This window comes from Planomicrobium sp. MB-3u-38 (assembly GCF_002836425.1).
Lineage (GTDB): Bacteria > Bacillota > Bacilli > Bacillales_A > Planococcaceae > Planococcus > Planococcus okeanokoites.
In genome coordinates this window covers 1-23,454 of the sequence record NZ_PJBO01000060.1, presented here as the reverse complement: position 1 = coordinate 23,454, position 23,454 = coordinate 1, and the positions used below count along the sequence as shown (strand labels likewise).

Genomic DNA, 23,454 nt, shown 5'->3' with positions numbered 1-23,454 from the left:
TGCTTCTCTCCTCATCATACATGAAAATATCGATGATTTCAGTTTCTGTAGTGAATGCATTTAGGGGAATCCACATTTAGATTTACAATGCAGCTTGCCCCAACTTTAACTGTCTATATAGTTCAACATTTCCCGATGCCCTTACCCCATTCCTCAAAACCAATGTATCCTCCAGGCCAATTCGCACTCCGTAATCTTGGGACAGGGCATTATCAATTACCGCCCATGTATTTATCCCTTCTCCGTGATGCACCTGTTCCAATGAATGATTATGTTCGGCTATAAATGCGCTGATCTGGATAGCTTGGCGAATTGTTTCCTCTTCTTCTTCGAAGAAAATCTCAATCAGAACTCGTTCACAAAACAGGTCCAGCTTATGCTTCACAAAAATTTCGGCGTCGTTGAGACTCCAAATCCCCGCTTCCGGTTTAATCCCTTTATTCTTCAGCAAATTCCAAAGTTCTAAGCTTCCAGGCTCTGAGAGATTCACTGAAATATAATCCGGCCCGAATTCCCATTCTCTGATATTCCGGTATCGCCTCTCCGGAGTCATCCCGTTAAACAAATTCGAACTTAAGCCGATTTTTATATCCGGAAAGTGCTGCCTTAAAATCCGCATTTGCGGTGCAAGTAGACGGTTTTCGAATGTCTCCATTCCCTCGCTGTCCCTTAAATGAACATGAAAATGCTGCACTCCAAGCTTCCTCACTGCATGAATATCGGCTATAACCTCATCGAGCGTAACAGGGATTCCAGCGTGCTCCTGTTTGGTGCGTCCTCCGTTCAAACAAACTTTTATGACCACGCTTAAACACTCCTTTTATAAAATGAAGAACCACTGTCAATCAAGGAATTGGAACAATACGAAATAAATTCTATAAATATTCTTCGATTTCCTTCCTGGCATTCGATTTATGCAGCCATTCAAAATTAAGCATTTAATAAAAAGCAGAAACTTAATTTCTAAGTTTCTGCTTCACTAAACTATAAAATACAGCAAGAAGGCTCCGATAAAATTCGGCAAAGCGAGCAATAAGATCGTATTCGATAAATTGATTGTATTATCCAATTTAATTACAGCTAAATTTCCCAGCACAGGTGCTGATGAGCTGATAAAACCTGTTTTTAAAAAGCCTCCGAGCAATATGCCGGCAATGCCTACTATTCCCGTCACATTCATTGCAATTTCCAAGTTATTGTTCATACCGAAAAAACCTGTCAGTATAACAAAAATCGAAGTCCCTAATAGTATCCTTTTCATAACTTCCCCCCGTCTGTTAATAGCTCAATCATGCTAAATTAAATCAATCAAAATTTAAATAGTGTAAATCCAATGATTGATGATGATTTCATTTTTATAAATCATTCAACAATTACCGAAAAAGCGTAATTGCCGTCTCCTTCTTTCCACAATGCTGTTATGTGATAAACATAGATGCCTTTCTCTTGTGGAATTGTAATGGAATCATGTATAAGTTCAATTTCTTTACTAGTGTCTCCATCAATCCATTGCTCGATTTCCAGTGTGCCATCAAGCGGTTCCCTGAAAAAATCAATTCCGATATTCTGTTGCGGAGAAACCGATGCAGGATCATGTTCTTCTGCCATATCTAATGGAGTCGTATGAATAAAATCTGCACATTGAGCGAATATCATTCCGTGCCAGCAATACGAACCTTGCGTAGTCGGTATCTCTTCCCCATTCACTGTTACTTTTGGGGTTGGCGGTTCCATCTGAAAGGGCTCGATAATTGCTATGGCTAAAATCAGTACAGCAAAAATAACTGATTTAGGAAATTTACTCATTGTACTTCCCCCTTTACTTCCATTAGACAGGTTTGTTGGCTAGAAGTTACAAGTTTAATAGTTTAAGATGAATTTTTTGTCTAACACTCATTAAATCTTTTTTCTCAATCTCCGCAGTTTCGCCTACCACTCTAAAACGAATAGTCTTCAGCGTAATGCATACCGCTTTCTGAATCACTATAGGTGGTAATTTCGCAGTGCATATTGGTTGTGGGCATTGGACTGCTCCTTCAGAATTTGATTTTATTTACCAGAATTCAATATATACAGCAATGAAAGATTTATTCTAAAAGCGGACCAGCAATCCCAGCCAATATTATCAGCACCGTGCCTGGGTGAAAGCGTTAAAGGAACAACGGATCTTCCAAAGCATGTCCCGGAAAGGGACCTGTGCCGATAATGCGGCCATGGAAAACTTCTTCGGCCTCCTGAAGCAGGAGATGTATTACGGAGAAGCATTGATGTCATACGAAGAATTAAAACAGCGGATCGAACAATACATCACCTACTACAACAACGATCGCATCAAACGAAAATTGGCCGGCATGAGCCCGGTGCAATACCGAATACATGCCAGCCAATTAGCTGCGTAAATAAAACTCTAACTTTAAGGGGTCACTACCTTCTGCACGGCCATCACCTCTCTTTCTATAGTTCTGTTCTTTATCAATCTGGAATAAAGCGGAATTTTTCGATGAACTGTCTCAGTATTAATATCAATTGAAAGTGGAGCATGTTACAGCAGTTCACCTTATCATTTCTTATTGCTAAAATCGGCCACCTCTTTTAATTACCAGCAAATATTTCTGTCAGCCATTTATCATACTGGGGAATCCAGCCACCTTTTGCTCCAAAACCATGCGGGGTGTCCTGAAGCACCTGGTAACGAACTGCAACTCCTGCCTGTTCAAGTGCTGCTATATTCGCTTCGAATTCATCCACAAAAGGATCTCCTGTTCCATAGACGAAATAGGTTGGCGGCAAATTCGATGATGAAAGCTTATCTATATCTTTGGATGCCACACTAAGTCTTCCATAGAAAGAGTAAATCATTCCTGCTGCTGAGGCGTCAGCGGATATTTCATCCAGCTCATCCGGTATATAAACGGAATCCAAAGCTGTCCCATTTGTCAATCCATCATAATTGATAAGCAGTTCTCCTGCCTGAATGCCTCCTGCGGAGAATCCCATAACCGCGATATCTTTTGCATCAATCCCATATACTTCTACATTTTCCCGCACAAACCGGACGGCTCTTCCAAGATCCAGCGCTCCTTCCTCCTGTGTATAAGGACGAAGTCGGTAATCCACTACAAAAGACTGATACCCCAGCTTACTCAATTCTTCTGCCACCGGCAGGGTGTCAGTGTAATTCGCCCGCAGCGAAAATCCTCCTCCTGCAAGGAGCAGTACAGCTCCCTTTACTTCAATTCCTTCTGGTACCGGAACGGATGTTAGAAAAGGTCTGAATGAGGGCTCATCAAAATAATTCCCACTGTTTTCTGTATAACTTGTTTGAGCCGGCACATTTCCTTCTTCCCAAAGATAAAGCCGCTGACTGTTTTTACTATCTGCTTCTACCGTAGAAACGGTATCTGTCGCCTTTTCTGGTTCCGGGTTTTTTTCATATGGACTATTTCTTGTAAAAGTAATATCCTGCTCACGAACTCCTGGTGCTCCAGTATCTTCTATTGCTTTTATCACTTCCACTTCATCACCTTCAATTTGATCTTCCGAAGAATCCGGGGCATTTCCACACGCATTCAAAAACACACTTATCATCACAAGAGCTGTTAATTTCGTTTTCATCAGAACCCTCCCGTCATTTATGCAGAAATTCAACTATTCCTAATACACTCTCTTTGGACAAGGGACTTAACAGCAAAATATAAGTGTGAATTTTTAAAAAATTTTTATTAATCTTCATTATGTACCACTAAAAAATAAGCTGGTATCCTAATCTTATTAAATGTTTGCCTAATCCTATCAAAACAATAGGGAAAATTCATAACGGCGTGTAAGATGAAATTATCAAAAGCTAAGGAAGGCGATACCATGAACAGTAAACAAGTGGCAGAAATGTTTGGCCTGTCGATCGATACACTCAGGTATTACGAACGCATTGGTGTGATTCCTCCAGTCACACGGGGTGAAAATGGCTACCGAAATTATCAGACGAATGATTTGAATTGGATCTTTCTGGCCAAGAGCCTCCGTTCAGCTGGACTATCCATTGAGTCGCTGATTGAATTTGCGGACCTGGCCAAATTAAGTGAAGTGCAGAATGTGGCCGGCGCTCAAAAACAAGTACTGAAAAATCAATTAGACGAAATCGATCAGAAAATCAAGGAAATGAACGGGATACGTGCTCTTTTAAAATATAAGCTCGATACGTACGATGAGCATTTGATCCAATTCAAAAATGGCGAATTGACACCTGATAACGTTGAGAAGCTATGGGAAATGAAACAATATATAAAAATATAGGCATTGCCCTTGCTATGGAGTCCACTCCATAGTTTAAGGTAAGAGGGAATAAAATTTTAAGGAGGCAATACTATGCAAACAGTAAAGCTCAATAATGGCGTCGAAATCCCGATTCTCGGTTTTGGCGTATATCAGATTCCCCCTGCAGAAACAGAACAAGCGGTGATTGATGCAATTAAGGCGGGATACCGTCATATTGATACAGCACAAGCGTATGCAAACGAAACAGAAGTTGGTTCAGGCATTAAGAATTCAGGTGTAGCTCGCGAAGAACTTTTCATCACAACCAAGATTTGGGTGGAAAATGTCTCGTATGATGGCGTCATGAATTCTTTCCAAGCTTCACTTGACCGTCTTGGTATGGACTATGTGGACCTGTTATTGATTCACCAGCCGTACAATGATGTCTATGGTGCATGGCGCGCGATGGACGAGCTGCAAAAATCAGGAAAAATCCGAGCAATCGGCGTCTCAAACTTCGCTGTAGATCGTATTGTGGACTTATCCTTGTTTAATGAAACTAAGCCTACGATTAACCAAATCGAGATTAATCCATTCAACCAGCAAACAGAAGCGATCGAAGCGCTCAAAGCGGAAGGGATTGTACCTGAAGCATGGGCGCCTTTCGCAGAAGGCAAAAATGACATTTTCCAAAATGAAGTACTCAGTGAAATCGGGAAGAAATACAATAAGTCAGTCGCTCAAGTTATTGTCCGCTGGCTCGTGGAACAAGACATTGTGGTATTGGCGAAATCGACCAAACTGGAACGCATGTCAGAGAATATCGATGTCTTTGATTTCAGTTTGACGGACGAAGACAAAGCTGCCATTGCAACCCTAAACATCGGTGAAAGCCAATTTTTCTCCCACTCTGATCCGAATATGATTAAGATGCTGGCAGATGCCAAACTAAATTTTTAATACTTGATAACAGAGAGTAACAGCAACCTTTTTGCCAATATAGAAAAAGCACAGCTAAATTTTAATTAGCTGTGCTTTTTCTATTTGCTTTGAGTAACCTACTTCCGATAAGCGATCATATGTTTACTAAAAAACTATGTTTAATTACCCGAAATTTTTAAACCTCTATTCGACTTTAGCCTCTGACAAGACTTTTCCCCGAAAAGTTAAAGAAAATTCAACTTTTGGAGAACCCAATTCCCAGGTACGACTTTTAAATGTTGTGTTAAAAAGATTTAATTCTTTAGTTTTAATGCCATCGCATTGATAGCCACGATAACCGTGGACACGGACATCAGAACCGCGCCTGCTGCAGGAGCCAACGTAATCCCAATGGATGCTAAGATTCCCGCAGCTATGGGAATGGCAATAAAATTATAACCGGCTCCCCATACGAGGTTCTGTTTCATTTTACTGGTTGTTTTATTAGCCAATTCGATAAAGGATTCTATATCTCCTGGATCCGATTGCGTCAAAATCACATCAGCCGAATCGATGGCGACTTGAGTTCCGGCTCCGACTGCTATCCCAACGTCTGCTATTGCTAGGGAGGGCGCATCGTTTACGCCATCGCCGACCATGATGACAGTCTGCCCTTTGTTTTTCAGTGATTCCACTAAATCATACTTATCTTGTGGAGATTGATTGGCTCTGTATTCAATGCCCAGTTCCTCAGCCACCCCTTGGGCGGCCGTTTCATTGTCACCCGTGGCCATAATCGGTTGGATCCCATTATGTTTCAATGCTTGAATCAACGTTTTACTCGCTTCTTTTAATTCATCACCTAAGGCGACCGTACCGATGGGTTTCCCGTCTTCAACCAGGATACTTAATGTGGCCCCTTTCGGAACATCCACTGCTACATTCCTTCCAAATGCCTTTTGGCTGATCAATCCGTATTTGCGGCCATTGGCGTTTCCTTCCACACCGGCACCCGACACGACATCAACCGAATCAAAGCGGACAGGATGAATCCCCTGTTTTTCAGCATAATGGATGATTGATTGGGCGATTGGATGGCTCGATCCGCCTTCAATCCCTGCCATTAAAGCCGCGAGTTCAGGTTCGGTATGTTGACCATCCAGTGTTTCCATGTTCAAAACTTTAAATTCGCCAGTAGTCAATGTACCCGTTTTATCCAGTATCATTACATCAGCCTTAGTTGCCAGCTCCAATGCTTCCCGGTCTTTTACCAACAGCCCGCGGCTTGCACCTAAACTGGTGCTTCGTGCAATAACCAGCGGAATGGCAAGGCCGAGAGCGTGTGGACATGCAATGACTAATGTCGTAACCGTAAAAAGAACAGCAGTTTGAATGTCAGCAATGTACAGCCAAACGACAAAAGCGATGAAAGCCGCCGCAATGGCGATATAAAACAGCCAGCCGGCTACTTTTTGAGCCAGGTTTTCAGCTCTTGAAGGTTGATCCTGCGCCTGGCTTATCAGGGCTTGTACTTGGGAAATGAACGATTGGTCGCCGGTTTCCTGTACTTCAAGATACAAGATGCCTGCACCGTTCGTGGAACCGCCGATTACTTTGTCTCCGGCTCCTTTTTCAATGGGTTTAGATTCCCCCGTCAGCAAAGCTTCATTGATCCGCGAGGTGCCTCTTTTGATGATGCCATCGGCAGGGACGTTTTCTCCGGCCTGAACCCGTACAAGGTCTCCGACTTTCAGCTCATTTACGGGACGCGTCTCGATCGAATCATCTTCCAATACCACATGTGCATCTTTCGGCACCAATTCGGCGAGCGATTTTTGCGCGTCTCCTGCTTCTCCGACAGCCTTCATTTCGATCCAGTGTCCAAGGAGCATGATCAACAGCAAGGACGCGAATTCAAAGAAGAAATCCATGATGTGATCGCCGGTTACGTAGCGTGCCAGCACGGCGTAAATGCTGTACAAATAGGAAACGGATATCCCTAATGAAATAAGGGCCATCATGCCCGGTGCTTTTTCCTTAAATTCAGCGATTGCACCTTGATAGAAGGGTTTTCCGCCATAAACCAATAAGATAGTTGCTAATACAGCGACCACAATATCCGAGTATGGAAAAGTAAATTGGAAAGGAAGCCGAACGTCCATCATCGGCGACAATAATAGAATGACAATGCCCAAGGGCAGCGACTTCAGGAAAATTTCTTTGAAATTCCCATGATGGTGATGTCCATGGTCACTATGATCGTGGCCACCATGATTGTGATGGGCATGATCATCATGAATTTTGGCAGGATTGCTGTCGTCTTGAATGCCTTCTTTCACTTGGTCTTCATGGTACGAATGCCCAACATGTTTGGAATGATCCATTTTACTGTGATCTACCTGTTCGTCTTGATGGTGGTGATGGTCTTTATCATTTTTAGCCATTCAGTGCGCCTCCTCCAAACTAGTGGTTCTTATCCTATTTAACCCTATTTACACTCTTAACATTCACAAAGTTCTTGCCGAATATACCACGCGGGGGTATATTTCATTTAAAAGTAAAGAGTGCTGTGAAAGCACCCTTATACGACGTCATACCCTTGTTCTTCAATCGCTTTCTGAATTTCGTTTAATGATGTCTTGGCAGTATCATAGTCTACTGCCACTTCGCCTTTTTTAAGATCAACTGTCACAGATGAAATCCCTTCGAGTTCACCGACGCCCGTTTCAACCGAGTTTGCACAGTGGCCGCAGGACATACCTTGTACTTTTAATGTTTCAATCATTATTATTCCTCCTAAAGTAATATTTCCTTAAACTTAACATACCCCTATAGGGTATATCAAGTGTTTAGTATCATTTTACTTTATCGCTGTTTCCATGACTCTAATTTAGAAGTTCACAATGACCCCCCAAAAAAACCGCACCATTGATTTTAATATTTGATTACTTGTCTATAAAATGTGCAGTTTCTATGGAGTTTCGGTATTTCTGTTTAGTTTGGAAAGGAGAGGGAAATCCAGTAAATGAAGCAAAAATAAGAAATGGAGGTTTTAACATGGCTCATGAACAACATCAGGAATTGATTCGGGCATTACATGATTGTGCAGCGGAATGTAACCATTGTTTTGACGCTTGTCTGCAGGAAGAAGATGTGAAGATGATGGCCCAATGTATTCGATTAGACCGTGAATGTGCAGACATTTGCGCATTTCTGGAACATGCAATTACCCGCAATTCGCCGTTCGTTTCCGAACTGGCAGCCGTTTGCGCAACTATTTGTGAAGCATGCGCAGATGAATGCGAGAAGCACGCCGACCATCACGACCATTGCAAACGCTGTGCGGAAGCTTGCCGCAGATGTGCAGAAGCTTGCCGTAACGTTGCGTAATTTACCCGAAAAGGCTCATTGGAGATATTTTCCGATGAGCCTTTTATCTTTATCTAGTATTATTCCATTTCATTGATCCATTTGTAGCCGATTCCCCAAACGGTGAGGAAATGTTCATCGACTGGAAAACCGGACTGGCGGATTTTTTCCCGGACATTTCGCACATGGGAATCGATGGTCCGCCCTTCCGTCTCTGAGTCAAATCCCCAAATCAACTGAATCAATTGTTCTCTCGTGAACACTTTGTCGGCATTTTTCATCAAGTGGCCAACCATCAGGAATTCTTTCGGCGTCAATTTGATGGAATGTTTATCGTACGTTAATTCGAACCGGTCTTCATCCCATAACAGTCCCTCTACTTCAATTGTGTTTTTCGGGGTTCTTCTGCGCAGCAATGCTTTCATCCGGGCTAGCAATTCTTCTTCATTAAACGGTTTTGTGATGTAATCATCTGCACCTAGATTTAAACCTTTTATGATGTCCTCCTGCTGTTCCCGGGCTGTCAGCATAATGATTGGTACATCCGAAAATTTCCGAATTTCGCGGCACAATTCCCAGCCATCCATATCAGGCATCATGATATCGAGTAAAATGATATCAAACACTTCCTTTTCTAGATAGGCGAGCGCTTCGTGTGCACCTAATGCTTTTTTACAGAGGTACCGATGCGGCTGTAAATATAAAGACACTAAATCCAGCATTCGTTTTTCATCATCCACCAACAGTACTTTCTGCAAGCGAATCCCCCCTTTTCAATTCGATTTGGACAGTTGTCCCTTTTCCATGCTCACTACGGAGCGTGATATGGCCGTCATGCGCCTCGACAATTTCTTTGGCAATCGCTAACCCCAGACCACTTCCCCCGTATTGTCTGGATCTGGATTTGTCTACCCGGTACAATCGTTCAAACACAAACGGAAGATCTTGTTCCTGTATGCCTTCCCCTTGATCGCTAATATTGATCGTAATCGTTTTTTCGTCCTGGGTTCCCCTCAGTGTTACTTGTGTTCCTTCAAGGGAGTGTTTTCGGGCATTGTCCAATACATTCAGCAATACTTGCTGAAAACGCTCGGGATCAATGGAAGCAACGATTTCTCGTTCGCAGTGAATAGATACCGAGATTCTTTTCTCGTCAAAAGCTGGACGGACCAAAGCAACGACTGATTGAAAGAGGACTTCTAAAGAAAATTCCTCTTTTCTGATTGAAAACTGATTGTGATCCATCTGTGCCAGTTCAAACAACTGACGAATCAATTCGGTCAAATGTGCCGTCTCTTCCCGAATAATGGAGATGTATTCCCGTTTCTCTTCCTCAGATGCAGCTGGGCGGCTCGCAATATCAGCATATCCTTTGATATAGGTCAGCGGTGTCCGCAACTCGTGGGAAATGCTGGCTAAAAACTCATTCCGGGCATTTTTTAAACGGTCCAAATCATTGGAAAGTGTAGTGATGGCATTCGCCAGCTCGCCCAGTTCATCATTTCGGTCGATATTCAATTTGACCTCGTTGTTTCCATTGCTCAACTGCTCTGTCGCTTTCTTCATCCGAATCAGCGGCAACGTAATCAGTCGTGATAACAAAAAAATCGTGACCACGGTTAACCCGATCGCAATCAACCCCACGACCAGAAATTGATTTCTCAGATGACTTACCATCTGTTTGATATGGCTCGTTTCCGCAAACATGAACACATGGCCTTGATGTTCTCCGGCAACCGTAATCGGACTGTCGGTCGCAATAAATTCTTTTTCGTTCCATCTCTCTTCAACTATTTGCCCTTCTTGTGGCACTTCACCAAAGTCGGTGTGTTCCAAAACTTCCTGCATCTCCGGTTCAATTGAATCGGAGTGAATCAGTTCGTTGCCATCTGCATCGGTTATGATAACGATGAAATCGGAAGCGGATTCCATGAGGGCAACATGATCCAACGTTGCCGGTTCAAAGCTGCCGGCCAATACTTCACTGTGTGTATTGCCTCGTGCGAGTAGATTCGTCATCACTTCATCCACCCGTTCATTGACAAACGTCACGTATAAAGTCAAAAACAGAACCGACTCAATGATGATGATAAAAACAAAAAAAAGTAATCCAATTTTTAACGCAAGTTTATTCAGCATGGCGTCCCTCTTTAAGACCATTCGGTTTAGCGCATCTTGCAGCCGGCTACCCCAAAAGTCGTTGAATTGAATTCGTTAAACCGCTTTTTCAGTTTTCGTTAATCGGTTTTTCCCTCTTGCAGCAATGCTTCCCAGGTCTGTGATCCGTCTTCCGATAAGTAGGCCTGCCCTTGCAATGTATAGATGGCCAGTTCCGACACGTCATTCGGGTTTTGTGCGATAAAAGCGATGGCATCTTCCGGAAGATCCGGTATATTCAATGTCTCCAGCTCTTCATTTTCAATCGTATACTTTATCAATGCCGCCGTTGTCCCATAGCTCCCGAAATACAAAGCGTCTCCGGTGAAGTGCACCGCTGTGCCTGTTTCACTTTCCGCTGTAATCGCCTCAAAGGTTTCTCCGCCATCCCGTGAAATATAAACACCTGCCGCAGTAGCTGCAGCAACGAAGTTCGAATCGGTCGGGTGAAGGGCAAGCGCAGTGACTTCACCTGCTACCCCTGCCGCGTCGACCGGTTCCCATGATTCTCCTTCATCATTACTTTTGTAAAACCCTGCTTCCAGCAAGGAATTTTTTGCCGGGTTAAGCAGGAAAATGTCATGGCTGTTGTATCCTACGGCCATGGCATGGAAGTCCGTTTCTCCTTGGAAAGCAATCTCTTCCAAGGTTTCTCCGCCATCAAGACTACGTTGAATCCCAAGCGGGTTGGGCAAGTCTGAATCCGCGCTCGGGTGTCCGGAAGAATAAAAGCCCTCGTCTATGGCGTTAAAGCCCATGTAGTCGTAAACATTATCCGTTGTTTCAAACCATTCGCCCTCGCGATATATCTTGGGGCCGCTGTGTGAAGCAAAATACAAATCCTTTCCACCTCCTGCATAGCCCATTCCGTGGACATGGCTTAACTCCCCTTCAAACGGTACTTCGAATGATTCCGTTGTATTATTGGTGCATCCTGCTAACAAAGTTAGGGATAGAAGTGCATTCACCAGTATTCTCTTCTCCATCTTTATGTCCTCCAAATTTATCGGTTTTCTGAATTTTTTTATCTTAACATACGTACTTAAACAGTCTAACGGAAATGTTTCAATTTTTTGTGCAGAAACTCTGTTTCACCCCCTATTTATTCCACTCTTCAAGAAGATGACATCTTTTCTGCACAGCAAATGCAAATTATTAAGATAGACTGAGTGAAAGACGAACAGAAAGAGGCGATTTAATATGACAAAACGAAACTTACTTATGGGGGCTGCATCGGTGGCGCTTGCCCTTACGTTGAGTGCATGTTCAGACAATGCAGAAGATGGTTCAGCAACAGAAAGCCACGAAAATATGGAAATGGAAGAGAATACGGGCGAAGAAATGCCGATGGACAGTGGATCTGAAGAAGATATGGACATGGATATGGATCATTCCGGATCAGGCGAAGTCCCTGACGGATTACAAGCGGCAGAAAATCCGACTTATGAAGTCGGAAGCCAGGTCACAGTGGAAGCAGACCACATGGCGGGGATGCAGGGAGTTGAAGCGACAGTGTCCGGAGCTTTTGATACGACGGTCTATTCCATTTCGTACACACCGACAGATGGCGGTGAACCAGTTGAAGATCACAAATGGGTCGTTCACGAAGAGCTTGAAAATCCCGGCGAAGAGCCGCTGCAGCCCGGAACAGAAGTTACGGTGAATGCAGATCACATGGATGGAATGGATGGAGCCAATGTGGTCATCGACTCGGCTGAGGAAACGACGGTTTATATGATTGATTACACAGCCTCTACAGGAGAAGAAGTGACAAACCACATGTGGGTGACAGAAAGTGAAATTACTGCTGAATAACTTCTATTACATTTAATATAGCTATTTGAATGAGAAAGCTATCTGTGACCAGATAGCTTTCTCATTTTGTGCTAGTGACAGTCTCAATTACTCAATTTCGTTTCTGACTTTTTTGCTCACTGTGGTTGTACTAGATTTTATCTTGACCTTTTTTCTCCTGTATAAAACCTGTGTTCATTCGAATAACAGAAGACTTATGTGAAATTATCTGCGAAGACAAAAACAAGCACTTTCGTTACAGTAGATTCAAAAATGATTGTTACATTTTCATATCAAGCAGGTCATTTTCTTTACACTTCTTACCTGCTTCCAAATCTGCACACTTTCTAAATACTATTTGGTTAATATAAATCGATTATAAAGAAGGTATCGGAGAGGTTTTGAAAAATGAAATTAAGTTATTTATTAGATGGTATTGAACTGAAATCTCTATCTAACCATCTGGCTCCAGACGTTAATATTCAAGGGATTTCAGACAACTCACAAAATATCAATGAGGGTGATTTATTTGTTGCCGTTGAGGGTTTTGAAAAAGATGGCCATCAATACATTGATAGCGCACTGAAAAAGGGGGCCATAGCGGTAATAGGAGAACAGCCCATCGCCAGTTTACCTGTACCCTATATACAAGTTGAAAATAGTCGGCAAGCACTTGGGATACTTGCCGGAAATTTTTATGGCAATCCATCGAAACACAAAACAGTAATCGGCATTACGGGCACAAACGGCAAGACAACGACGTGCTATATGCTAAAACATATTTTGGAAAGCAATGGGAAGTCCTGTTCCGTGATTGGTACTTTACAGAATATTGTAAACGGCGAAAGAATTCAAAGTTCCAATACTACTCCCAGTTCCCTTGTTTTACATAAGCTTTTATCTATGAGCCAGGATGAGGTCATCATTATGGAGGTTTCATCCCATGCGTTAACCCAGTGGCGGACAGAAGGCATTGAATTTGATTTTTGTCTATTTTCCAATCTGCATCCTGAACACCTCGATTACCATTCCACGATGGAAGAATACTTTACGGCAAAATTGCTGTTGTTTAACCAGTTGAAAGCCAACGGTAAAGCTATTGTGAATCAGGATAACCCCTGGGGTGTAAAACTAACAAAGATTTTACGGAGTAGAGGAAAAACCGTTTGCACGATTGGCGAGTCCGAAGAAAACCACCTTCGGATTTCGAGTTTGAATTCAGAAGAATCCAGTGCTTTGGTTGAGACGGATAACGAATATATGACCGTCCATTCTCCCATGAACGGCGTACACAATATTTACAACACGTTAATGGCTTATCTGACTGCGAAGTTAATAGGTGTAAACCAAAGTGATATTCTTCGCTCTATCGGTGAATTCAAAGGTGTTGATGGACGATTTGAAATCTATAAACTAGTGAACGGCGTCACCGTTATCATTGACTACGCGCATACACCTGACGCGATTTCTTACTGCTTAACAACAGCAAAGCAGCAAGGAGCCCAAAAAATAACGCATGTTTTCGGGTTTCGGGGTAACAGAGATGCGAGTAAAAGAAAAGCCATGCTATCACTCACAAACAAGTTAAGCGACAAATACATTTTGACACTGGACGACTTAAACGCTGTTCCTCCTGCTGAAATGATAACGTCTTTAAGAAACTTGCATGACGCTTACGGAAGTGACAAGGGAGACATTGTTCCTGATCGCACTTTGGCCATTAAACAAGCGATAGAAGACAGCCAGTCAGGTGACTGGGTTGTGATTACAGGCAAAGGACACGAGAAGTATCAGCAAAACTTCCATCTGCCGACTGACTCGGACCGGGAAACAGTCAATTTTATAACGAAGTTGAATGAAAAAAATTAACCAGGAGTAATTATGAAAAAATTAGTTGCTGTTTCAACAATTCTAGTTATGATCCATACACTATTCGCATCTGCCGTTTTCAGTAAAACTATTGCCCCTCCCCTCCCAGTCCTATCCAGTGAAGCAGCTATTGTGATGGAGGCAACTACTGGGCAAGTCCTTTACGAAAAGAATGCACAGTCACAGATGTATCCTGCCAGTGTAACAAAAATCGCCACAGCTATTTATGCGATTGAGCAGGGGAATTTAAATGATGTCGTCACAGTCAGTCAAAAAGCACGAAGTACCGAGGGCACCCGGGTTTACTTGGAAGAGGGCGAACAAGTGACTTTAGAAAAACTGTTGCTGGGGCTCTTGGTCAACTCCGGAAATGATGCCGGCGTGGCCGTTGCTGAACACATCAGCGGCAGTGTTGAATCGTTTGCTTCTGATGTAAATTTATACTTAAAAGACGTAATCGGGTTGCAGGATACGAACTTTGAAAATCCCCACGGTCTTTTCGATCCCCAGCATGTAACTACAGCCCAAGACTTGGCGGAATTAACCAGATATGCGACGAAGAACGAAGAATTCATGAAAATGTTCGGAACAAAAGAACTGCCGTGGAATGGCGAATCCTGGGACACCACTCTGTATACGCATCATAAACTGTTACGGGAAAAACCTTATGAAGGCGTAACAGGCGGTAAAAATGGTTTTGTTCCAGAAGCAGGGGTCACGCTGGTAACGACAGCCGGTAGAGAAAACTTGGATTTAATTGTCGTTACCTTGAAAAGCAGCTCAGAAGCAGAAGCTTACAGTGATACGGTTCAGCTATTGGACTTTGGATTCGACAATTTCGAGACTTCCAGCATTCCAACGAACAGTAGCTTTTTTGCCGGAGAAGCAGAATACGTTACGCCCCGAGAAATAGCTTATACGCATCAAGCAGATGAACAAGTAGCAATCGATGTAACAGAAGACGGCAAATTAAGGATTACCGATCAAAACGGCATTCTTTTGTCTTCTTATCAGTTCCCGGTTATCGGTGATGCTGCGCAAAGCCGTTCCTCTATTCACCAGGACTCTCGCTCATTTTTAGAACAAGTTTTTTCGAATGCCTTCTATTTGTTAGTAATAGTCGGTAGCATGTTGAGTTTTCTGTATTATCGAGTAAGGAAAAAACGACTGTAGAAAGCACTTCTCTGTCATAAAATTGTGCTCACTTGAAACTTTTTAAACACCACCAATTTATCAATCTTTTTAACAGTGCAGGAGGCGGATCATACCATCAACATTCAATTCCCTGTTTTTGAGTTTCTGCTTTTACTCATTTTTAACATAAGCATGGGTGCAGTCGGCTTTTTCCCAAGCTTTCTGCTCACCGCCCTCAATATCAGTTCTTTCGGGTTAACCTTGGGAACAATCCTCTCATTGTCGGGGGAAATTTTCGGTGCAGTCCTCGGATTTCACTTGTATCGATTCGGGTTTGCAAAAATCAATCCCAAATGGTTGAAGCGGTCGTTTTGGAGGTGCATCCAAAGTTCTTCGATAAGTCGTGTTTTTTGGGTAATCATCTTGCTGCGCTTAGTTCCTTTTGTCCCCTCAGGTTTAGTGACAGCAGGTGCTGCCTTAACACCCATTCCAGGTGGCTTATTCATGATTGCCAGCACCATAGGGAAGATTCCGGCCGTTTCTCTCGAAGTGGCTGTTGTCTATGGCCTGGTAGAATCCATACCTCCCGGTTACCAGTACGGCTTTTTTATTTTGATCCTTCTATCGTTTCTCTTGATCTGGGCAAAGAATAAAAGAAAAAACTCTTTGTGATATTAGCAACTATTTCAGAAAACACCTATAGGCACTGCCGGTTTTTCAGTAATGAAAAGTGTAGAAACGATAATCCACTTTCGTAAATTGTATATAAATTCCTTTTTAATTTATGCATAGAATCTGCACATTAAAAATTTATAATACGGAAGTTCAAAAATATTAAACAATGAATGGAGCAACAAATTATGTGCGGATTTACAGGATTTATTGGTGAAACGAATAATTCGTCAGCCGTTTTGGAAAAAATGATGAACACTATTATACACCGTGGACCTGATTCCTCAGGCATGTTTATTGATAATAATACAGCTTTAGGCTTTCGCCGCCTAAGCATTATCGATTTAGAGGCAGATAGTCAGCCCCTGTACAACGAAGACGAATCATATGTGCTGATCTTCAATGGGGAAATTTATAACTTTATGCAACTTCGCGAAGAACTTATCGCCAAGGGGCACGTTTTCATTACACATACAGACAGTGAAGTTCTTATCCATGGATATGAAGAGTTTGGGGAGAGGTTGATAGAGAAACTGCGCGGGATGTTTGCTTTTGTGATATGGGATCGTAAAGAGGAAAAGTTATTTGCTGCGCGTGATATGTTTGGCATCAAACCTTTCTATTATGCAAAAATGAACGGAACCCTTTTATTCGGTTCTGAGATCAAAAGTTTCCTGCCACATCCCCACTTTAATAAAAGATTGAATAAAGAAGCGTTGAAGCCATATCTCACTTTTCAATTTCCAGTATTAAATGAAACATTCTTTAAAGATGTCTTTAAATTACCTGCGGCTCATTATATGACCTATCAAAACGGAGAAATTAGCGTTCAACGCTATTGGTCACCTGAGTTTAATCCTGCTGACCAACAACCGTTGGATAACATGGTTGATGAAATAGATCAAGTGGTCAGAGAATCCGTACAGGCGCATCGAATAAGTGATGTTAAAGTCGGTTCCTTTTTATCCAGTGGCGTAGATTCCAGTTATGTCGCGTCAATCTTAAAACCTGATAAGACTTTTACAGTTGGTTTCAGCGACAAAAATTTCTCGGAAATCGACAACGCCAAAGCATTATCTGAAGAGCTTGGTATTGATAATGTAAATGAAATTCTAGATTCTGAAAAATGCTTTGATAAGTTGGAAGATATCCAATACATGATGGATGAACCCCATTCCAACCCCTCTATTGTTCCCTTGTACTTCTTGGCTGAAATGGCGAGCCGTGATGTGACAGTTGTTCTTTCCGGAGAAGGAGCAGACGAATTGTTCGGAGGTTATGCAGAGTACGACACCACATCCTCCATGAAAAAGTACAAGAAACTTCCGAAGTTGATGCGTAAACCACTTGGCATGATGGCCAAACAGCTCCCTGAAGTAAGAGGGAAAAATTTCTTAATTAAAGGCGGGCTCTCCCCTGAAGAATGGTTTATCGGCCAAGCAAAAATATTTGAAGAAACAGAAGCTCATGGCATTTTAACAACTGAATATAACCGGGCTCCATCCGTCAAAGAAATTGTCAAGCCTTATTACGACCGGGTTAAACAAGAAGATGATGTGACAAAAATGCAGTATCTGGATCTCCATCTATGGTTAGTGGACGATATTTTATTGAAAGCAGACAAAATGAGTATGGCCCACTCCCTTGAACTTCGTGTCCCTTTCTTAGACCGGGAGGTTATGAATGTGGCTGCCAAGGTGCCGGTAAAATACCGGGTAAATGATATCGACACAAAGTATGCCTTCCGTTTGGCAGCGGGACGAGCTTTACCTGCAGAATCTGCGAACCGCAAAAAGATTGGGTTCCCTGTTCCTATCCGCCATTGGATCCGAGAAGAACGGTACTATGTGAAGATCCAAGCCTATTTTGAAAGTGCAAATGCCGCCCAATTCTTTGATCAACAAGAAATAATGGCTTTATTAAATGACCATTATCAAAAAAAAGCGAACAATGCCCGAAAAATATGGACGATTTTCATGTTCTTGATTTGGTATAAAAAGTACTTCGATTGATCGCCTGTCTTACATTCACTCGTTAATGGAGGTGTTCGTTTGAAAACATCCCATAAGTTTTTGCGGTTCTTGTTCCTGGTTATCTTATCTTTTTTTATTATCGGATTTAGTCCTGCATCGCTGGGTATCTCCATAAAAAAACTCGTGACAGAGGGCTTTGAGTTGAATAACCCCCAGCAGAATGACTCTTCCAGGAACTTTTTATTGAAAAATTCCAGAAACGGCCTGCCGTTGGAAAATTATCGAATGTACATCATTGACGCCGGCACAAGCACATTGAGGGACTCTGTAAAATCCGATGATGCCGGTGAAATGAACGTAGAAGAATTGGTGGAGGGAAAAGAATATTGGCTAAGAATCATAGCTGAGGATGAAGATTCAACCACCTTTAGAGTGGCAGAAGAAACTTCTTATGTACATGAAACAGCCAGCTCGCCGGTTGTGATAGAGACATACGCCGAACGTGAAGCAAACCGCCTCGGCATACCAACGGTTCGACAAAATCCGGAACTTCCGAATGGTTGTGAAATCACCACTTTAACAGCCGTTCTCACCTATCACGGCCTAAAAACCACAAAGACGAAAATGGCCGATGACTACTTGCCTAGAGCACCTTTAAAGTATCAAGAAGGCAAACGGATTGGACCGGACCCTCATCAGGCTTATGCCGGTGATCCGCGAAATACAAATGAGGCTTGGTATGCATTTGCCGGCCCCATTGTTGAAGCCTCCAAGAAAATTATTGATGATAAAGGAAGCCGTCTAATCACGAAAAATGTCAGCGGAAGTTCACGTGAGGAAATTCTTTCTTATATGGATCAAAATATTCCCGTAATCGTTTGGGTCACACTCGATTTGTCGCCACCCATCACATCCGGCGGCTGGTATATTGATGGAACTGATGAATTCCACTCTTCATTCATTAATCTGCATACAGTCGTGTTGGACGGTTGGAAAGATGGGGAAGTCACTGTTATGGACCCCCTTAAAGGACTTGTCACCCATCCGGAAGATAAATTTTTTGAGAGTTACGAAGCACTTGGAAGCCAGGCGGTTCTTGTCAAAAGGTAATTCCCCTCTTACGGACTGCAGTAATACTCTACTTTTTCATTTCGTGTTACCAAAGCTGCCAATATAGTAACGCCCTGAGTGAAATGAAATTCCAGACAAATAAAAAGTATGGCGGAGCCTGTTTGGCCGCCATACTTTTTACTTGTTTCTGGTTCAAAATCACTTTTGCTTATTCTCTCATTTTCTTTAAAGGCTTTGTTGCGGGTCCTTCCACTACATCACCGTTATAGGAAAAGCGAGATCCGTGACATGGGCAGTCCCACGTGCGTTCCGCGTTGTTCCAATGTGTCTGACATCCCATATGAGTACAAGTGGTATCCACGACATGGAAATCACCTTGTTCATCGCGGTAAGCGCCGGCCCGCTGTTCGTTATAATTGATGACTTTCCCTTCATCTATTTGCAAGTCCGTGAACTGCCCGGCTGGTTTTTCCGCTTTGTCTTCCGCAAACATTTTACCAAGATGAAAACTCTCTTTAGTGAGCTTTTTCATGCCCGGCTCCTTAATCGGCCGTAAAGGAGAGAACGTCTCCTCGTACTTTGAACCTCTCCCACTGATCAAGTTTGTTAATAACTGGCCGGCTAAAATACCCGAACTCATCCCCCATTTGCGGTATCCGGTCGCCACAAACACATTCTCCATTTCTGTTGAATATCTGCCGATATACGGTATCTGATCGAGAGTAGCTGGGTCCTGAGCTGACCAGCGATAAGGGACTTTTTTGACTCCAAACGTCTGATTCACAAACTGATACAGCTGATTATAGCTTTCTTCTGTATTCTGTTTGTGTCCCACATAATGACCATAGCCCCCTGCCAAAACCAGTTCCTTGCCCTCTAACTGAATGGAGCGTAGGGAATGGGCAGGTTGGCCGGCGTTGACATACATGCCACCCGGATATTCCTTGTCTGTTTCTGCCGCAATGCTGTATGACCGGTTAGGACTCAAGCGTGCATAGTAAAACCCTTCTTTATCATAAAAAGGATAGTGGGAACAGACAACCAAGTAATCTCCTTCCACTCTTCGGCCTTCCCTTGTGACGGCGACCGGACGCTTATTCGATTCAATATCGTCTACCCTTGTGTTTTCAAAAACCCTGCCACCTTTTGCAACAATTTCTTCAACCAGGGGTTTAAGAAACTTAACCGGATTGAACTGTGCCTGATGATTCATGACAACTGCCCCCAGATTGTGGACGTCAAGAGGAATGTTATCTATGAATCCACCATCAATACCTATCTTTCGATAAGCTTCCGCTTCTTCTTTAACTTTCTCCTGTTGCTTTTCATCTTCGGCAAAAACATACGCTTTTTCTTCAGAAAAATCACAGTCAATTCCTTTTTCAGTGATTATGTTTTTGACATATGAAATAGCTGCCTCATTTGCCTCATAATAAGAATTCGCTGTCTTGCTACCCTCGTTTTGAAGCAGGTAGTCGTAAATGAGACCGTGCTGCGAAGTTAACTTTGCCGTCGTAAAACCTGTTGTTCCACTTAAAAGACGTCTTGCTTCAACTAAAGTAACGCGGTATCCCTCGATGGCCAGCAGATAAGCTGTCATAATGCCCGAAATTCCCCCGCCTATAATGACGACATCCGTTTCACAGTTTTCCTCTAGCGAAGGAAAGGTCGGGAATTCCACTGAATCAAGCCAGTAAGATTCTGAACGATCAGGGATGTTAAGCGCCCTGTTTTTACTCATCAAGATTCCTCCTTTCAAACATAGGAACAGAAAACTTTAACTTTGAGAATTTATTGATTTGTAAACACCTTATTGAGACGAGCGTTAATAACAGAGACAGCAAACAGAACTTTGTATCTCTTGTTACCGCAATAAATATGATTCTGTTTACAGCTAGTACTTGCTAGCCTTTTCAATTTTTAAGACTTCTTCTTAAAATTTAGCGCTTAATTTTATCTACCCGTCATTTTCTGGCATAAACTGATGGGTCGTATCCAAACTGGGTAAAGTGGATTTTACTTGTCTATTCTGCAAGCCATTTACATTTATAAAGCATTTATTCCCGAAAGAAATTATGCATTTTCTATGGAGTTTATGAGGAAAAGGGAAGGGTAGAAGTTTATATAGCAACAAAACAATAACCATACGAAAGGATGTTTTTTTATGTTATTACCATCTACAGATACCGGGTTACTCACGTCACATCTAGAAGCACATGATGGACTCATTTCAACAGTTAAAATGCACTTGAAGGAAGTAGAAAACCCATTTCTTCACCATTTACTTAGTGTAAAACTAAAGACCATGCAAAGTCATGTATCTGTGATGTTGGAAATGATTGATCCAGATAAAAACGACTTTTCAGAAGTGCCACCATTGGAAGAACTCTCAAACAGTACAAGCAGCGAGGAGAAAAAACAGAAAGCAGCCACCGAGATGGAAATTCATTTAGCACTTCAAGCAAAAGCCACTACACAATCAATGGCGATGGATAACTTTATTTCTGCTTTAAAAATGAAAAATCCCGAAGTCAAAACGGCGCATGTGGAGATGGCACTTCAACAAATGCAACTATTGAAAGAAGTAACTACGTTTTTAAAAGAAAATGAAGCCGAAGTCACACCCTTCAGCAATCCCGACGAGCAACGAAAAGTGTTAGAACATTTTAGACATATGAGAAGTGAATAATAGTCTGAAAAATCAATTCCATAATGTCTTCCTTTAGAAAGGAAACCAGGAACCTTTTAAAACTCAGCTAAATACCCGAGTGGCAACTTCTGTATTGCAGCATTGCATTCTAGAGTTCTCAACAATTGAAATAGGGCACACATTATGTGTGCCTTTGTTTTTTGAGGGAGGGTTCCGGAAAGGAGAAAATTGATGAAAGAGAACTTGCTGGTTGATCAACCTCTTCAACCAAAAACGGATAAAGAACGGCTGAAGGTTATTGTCGTTTTAGCGATACCTGCCGTGATTGAGAACTTCTTTCAAACATTATTAGGGTTTGTGGACACATATTTTGTTTCCCAAATCAGCCTGGCAGCCGTTTCAGCAGTCGGCATCACAAACGCAGTCCTCGCAATTTACTTTGCCCTCTTTATGGCAATCGGTGTTGCGGCTAATGTTCGAATAGCTAACTTCCTGGGGGCAAACCAGCCTGAAAAGGCACGCCACATTTCCCAGCAGTCCATTATCCTAGCAATCCTTTTTGGCGTTCTGACCGGCTTGGCTACATGGTTCTTTGCAGAACCGCTGCTTCGTCTAATGGGCATCGAAGAAGAAGTCCTGGAATTAGGATCGCTGTATTTCCGGATTGTGGGAATTCCTTCCATCATCATGTCTTTGATGTTTGTAATGAGTGCAATTCTAAGAGGAGCTGGTGATACCAAAACGCCGATGATGATAAGTATAGTCATCAATGGCATCAATGCTGTGCTTGATTATGTTTTGATATTCGGTTTTTTATTTATTCCGGAACTTGGAATTGTCGGTGCCGCCATAGCTACAGTAATCTCCCGCTTAATAGGGAGCTTAGCTCTATTTTATTATGTAAACAAAGAAAAAGTGTTGGCGTTCAGAAAAGATTACTGGCACCTGGATAAAGGCCATCTAATGGAACTCTCAACACTCGGCGCCCCTGCCGCAGGGGAACGATTGGTCATGCGGGCCGGTCAAATTGTTTACTTCGGTTTTGTGGTAGCACTTGGAACCAATGCCTTTGCGGCTCATCAGATTGCCGGTAACGTTGAAGTCTTTTCCTATATGATTGGGTATGGCTTTGCTACCGCAGCAACAATTCTGGTAGGTCAACAGATTGGCGCCGGCAATTTGGCAGAAGCCAGAAAGTATGCAAAACTTTCCACCCAAGTAACCGTAGTGTTCATGACGCTCCTGGGAGCAGTCTTGTTCTTCTTTGGAGATTGGGCCGCCTCTTTCTTTACAGAAGATCCGGAAGTAATCAGCGATATTGGGACTGCATTGAAAATATCAGGTGTTTTCCAACCTTTTCTTGCGGTGTTAATGGTCTTGACCGGTGCGTTTCAAGGGGCGAACAACACAAAATTCCCGATGTATTTAACCGCTTTTGGTATGTGGGCCGTCCGGACACTGTTGGTATACCTCTTAGGAATACAATTGGGATGGGGTCTGGCTGGTGTATGGATTGCGATAGGCATTGATATCGCTTTTCGTGCGGTAGTGTTGGTGATTCAATTCAGTCGCGGCAGATGGATGGCACTT

21 protein-coding genes and 1 pseudogene are annotated in these 23,454 nt (G+C 42.6%); 12 read left to right on the top strand and 10 right to left on the bottom strand.

The genetic code is table 11. From position 1 onward, the window contains the following. Positions 1-82: 82 nt before the first annotated feature. From CXF70_RS11170 to CXF70_RS11160, 3 genes are all read right to left on the bottom strand, one after another. On the bottom strand, positions 83-805 hold the full coding sequence (locus CXF70_RS11170; RefSeq protein ID WP_101802747.1) for a 3-keto-5-aminohexanoate cleavage protein: 723 nt from the start codon (positions 803-805) through the stop codon (positions 83-85). Positions 806-979: 174 nt separating this feature from the next. Next, the gene (locus CXF70_RS11165) at positions 980-1,261 is read right to left on the bottom strand and encodes a hypothetical protein (RefSeq protein ID WP_101802746.1); all 282 of its coding nucleotides are present in this window, start codon (positions 1,259-1,261) and stop codon (positions 980-982) included. A gap of 101 nt (positions 1,262-1,362) precedes the next feature. Then, entirely contained in the window at positions 1,363-1,806 is a 444-nt protein-coding gene (locus CXF70_RS11160; protein ID WP_101802745.1) for a hypothetical protein, read from the bottom strand. Positions 1,807-2,123: 317 nt separating this feature from the next. Between CXF70_RS11160 and CXF70_RS11155 the strand changes: the two are divergent. After that, positions 2,124-2,399, top strand: a pseudogene (locus tag CXF70_RS11155) (transposase); the annotation flags it as partial. A gap of 193 nt (positions 2,400-2,592) precedes the next feature. Here the strand turns inward: CXF70_RS11155 and CXF70_RS11150 are convergent. Continuing rightward, on the bottom strand, positions 2,593-3,615 hold the full coding sequence (locus CXF70_RS11150; protein ID WP_101802743.1) for an alpha/beta hydrolase: 1,023 nt from the start codon (positions 3,613-3,615) through the stop codon (positions 2,593-2,595). A gap of 246 nt (positions 3,616-3,861) precedes the next feature. On the opposite strand from CXF70_RS11150, the gene CXF70_RS11145 reads away from it, so the two are divergent. Together CXF70_RS11145 and CXF70_RS11140 are read left to right on the top strand one after the other, a co-directional pair. Then, complete coding sequence (locus CXF70_RS11145) at positions 3,862-4,293, top strand: MerR family transcriptional regulator (protein ID WP_101802742.1); 432 nt, start codon at positions 3,862-3,864, stop codon at positions 4,291-4,293. A gap of 72 nt (positions 4,294-4,365) precedes the next feature. Next, positions 4,366-5,214 (top strand): aldo/keto reductase, encoded by an 849-nt coding sequence (locus CXF70_RS11140; protein ID WP_101802741.1) that lies wholly within the window; start codon positions 4,366-4,368, stop codon positions 5,212-5,214. Positions 5,215-5,489: 275 nt separating this feature from the next. Here the strand turns inward: CXF70_RS11140 and CXF70_RS11135 are convergent, their stop codons facing one another. Both CXF70_RS11135 and copZ read right to left on the bottom strand, forming a co-directional pair. Next, entirely contained in the window at positions 5,490-7,619 is a 2,130-nt protein-coding gene (locus CXF70_RS11135) for a copper-translocating P-type ATPase (RefSeq protein WP_101802740.1), read from the bottom strand. Between the two features lie 137 nt (positions 7,620-7,756). Then, positions 7,757-7,960: a copper chaperone CopZ gene (gene copZ, locus CXF70_RS11130; protein WP_029336157.1), complete on the bottom strand. Its 204-nt coding sequence runs from the start codon at positions 7,958-7,960 to the stop codon at positions 7,757-7,759. Positions 7,961-8,232: 272 nt separating this feature from the next. Here copZ and CXF70_RS11125 point away from each other — a divergent pair, with 272 nt between their 5' ends. Beyond that, positions 8,233-8,565: a four-helix bundle copper-binding protein gene (locus CXF70_RS11125; RefSeq protein WP_101802739.1), complete on the top strand. Its 333-nt coding sequence runs from the start codon at positions 8,233-8,235 to the stop codon at positions 8,563-8,565. Positions 8,566-8,624: 59 nt separating this feature from the next. On the opposite strand, the gene CXF70_RS11120 is transcribed toward CXF70_RS11125, so the two are convergent. The 3 genes from CXF70_RS11120 to CXF70_RS11110 form a co-directional block, all read right to left on the bottom strand. Further along, positions 8,625-9,302, bottom strand: coding sequence for a response regulator transcription factor (locus CXF70_RS11120; RefSeq protein WP_199172824.1), 678 nt, complete (start codon positions 9,300-9,302; stop codon positions 8,625-8,627). Beyond that, positions 9,277-10,683: a sensor histidine kinase gene (locus CXF70_RS11115; protein ID WP_101802738.1), complete on the bottom strand. Its 1,407-nt coding sequence runs from the start codon at positions 10,681-10,683 to the stop codon at positions 9,277-9,279. Before CXF70_RS11115 ends, CXF70_RS11120 begins: the two co-directional genes overlap by 26 nt. 98 nt (positions 10,684-10,781) lie before the next feature. Then, a complete protein-coding gene (locus tag CXF70_RS11110) occupies positions 10,782-11,687 on the bottom strand; it encodes a F510_1955 family glycosylhydrolase (protein ID WP_101802737.1) in 906 nt (301 codons plus the stop codon). Between the two features lie 214 nt (positions 11,688-11,901). On the opposite strand from CXF70_RS11110, the gene CXF70_RS11105 reads away from it, so the two are divergent. From CXF70_RS11105 to CXF70_RS11080, 6 genes are all read left to right on the top strand, one after another. Further along, a complete protein-coding gene (locus CXF70_RS11105; RefSeq protein ID WP_101802736.1) occupies positions 11,902-12,516 on the top strand; it encodes a YdhK family protein in 615 nt (204 codons plus the stop codon). Between the two features lie 387 nt (positions 12,517-12,903). Next, positions 12,904-14,364 carry a UDP-N-acetylmuramoyl-L-alanyl-D-glutamate--2,6-diaminopimelate ligase gene (locus CXF70_RS11100; RefSeq protein ID WP_101802735.1) on the top strand — a complete coding sequence of 487 codons (1,461 nt, stop codon included), beginning with the start codon at positions 12,904-12,906 and terminating at the stop codon, positions 14,362-14,364. Between the two features lie 12 nt (positions 14,365-14,376). Next, a complete protein-coding gene (locus CXF70_RS11095; RefSeq protein ID WP_101802734.1) occupies positions 14,377-15,537 on the top strand; it encodes a D-alanyl-D-alanine carboxypeptidase family protein in 1,161 nt (386 codons plus the stop codon). A gap of 153 nt (positions 15,538-15,690) precedes the next feature. Then, positions 15,691-16,170, top strand: coding sequence for a TVP38/TMEM64 family protein (locus CXF70_RS11090; protein WP_101802733.1), 480 nt, complete (start codon positions 15,691-15,693; stop codon positions 16,168-16,170). 188 nt (positions 16,171-16,358) lie between these two features. Next, a complete protein-coding gene (gene asnB / locus CXF70_RS11085) occupies positions 16,359-18,182 on the top strand; it encodes an asparagine synthase (glutamine-hydrolyzing) (protein ID WP_101802732.1) in 1,824 nt (607 codons plus the stop codon). Between the two features lie 204 nt (positions 18,183-18,386). Beyond that, positions 18,387-19,253: a C39 family peptidase gene (locus CXF70_RS11080; protein WP_145990723.1), complete on the top strand. Its 867-nt coding sequence runs from the start codon at positions 18,387-18,389 to the stop codon at positions 19,251-19,253. Positions 19,254-19,422: 169 nt separating this feature from the next. On the opposite strand, the gene CXF70_RS11075 is transcribed toward CXF70_RS11080, so the two are convergent. Continuing rightward, positions 19,423-20,955, bottom strand: a complete 1,533-nt coding sequence (locus tag CXF70_RS11075) for an FAD-dependent oxidoreductase (RefSeq protein ID WP_101802730.1) — start codon at positions 20,953-20,955, stop codon at positions 19,423-19,425. Between the two features lie 423 nt (positions 20,956-21,378). On the opposite strand from CXF70_RS11075, the gene CXF70_RS11070 reads away from it, so the two are divergent. Both CXF70_RS11070 and CXF70_RS11065 read left to right on the top strand, forming a co-directional pair. Continuing rightward, positions 21,379-21,903, top strand: coding sequence for a hypothetical protein (locus tag CXF70_RS11070; RefSeq protein ID WP_101802729.1), 525 nt, complete (start codon positions 21,379-21,381; stop codon positions 21,901-21,903). A gap of 192 nt (positions 21,904-22,095) precedes the next feature. Next, on the top strand, positions 22,096-23,454 hold a 1,359-nt coding region (locus CXF70_RS11065), incomplete at its 3' end, for an MATE family efflux transporter (RefSeq protein WP_101802728.1).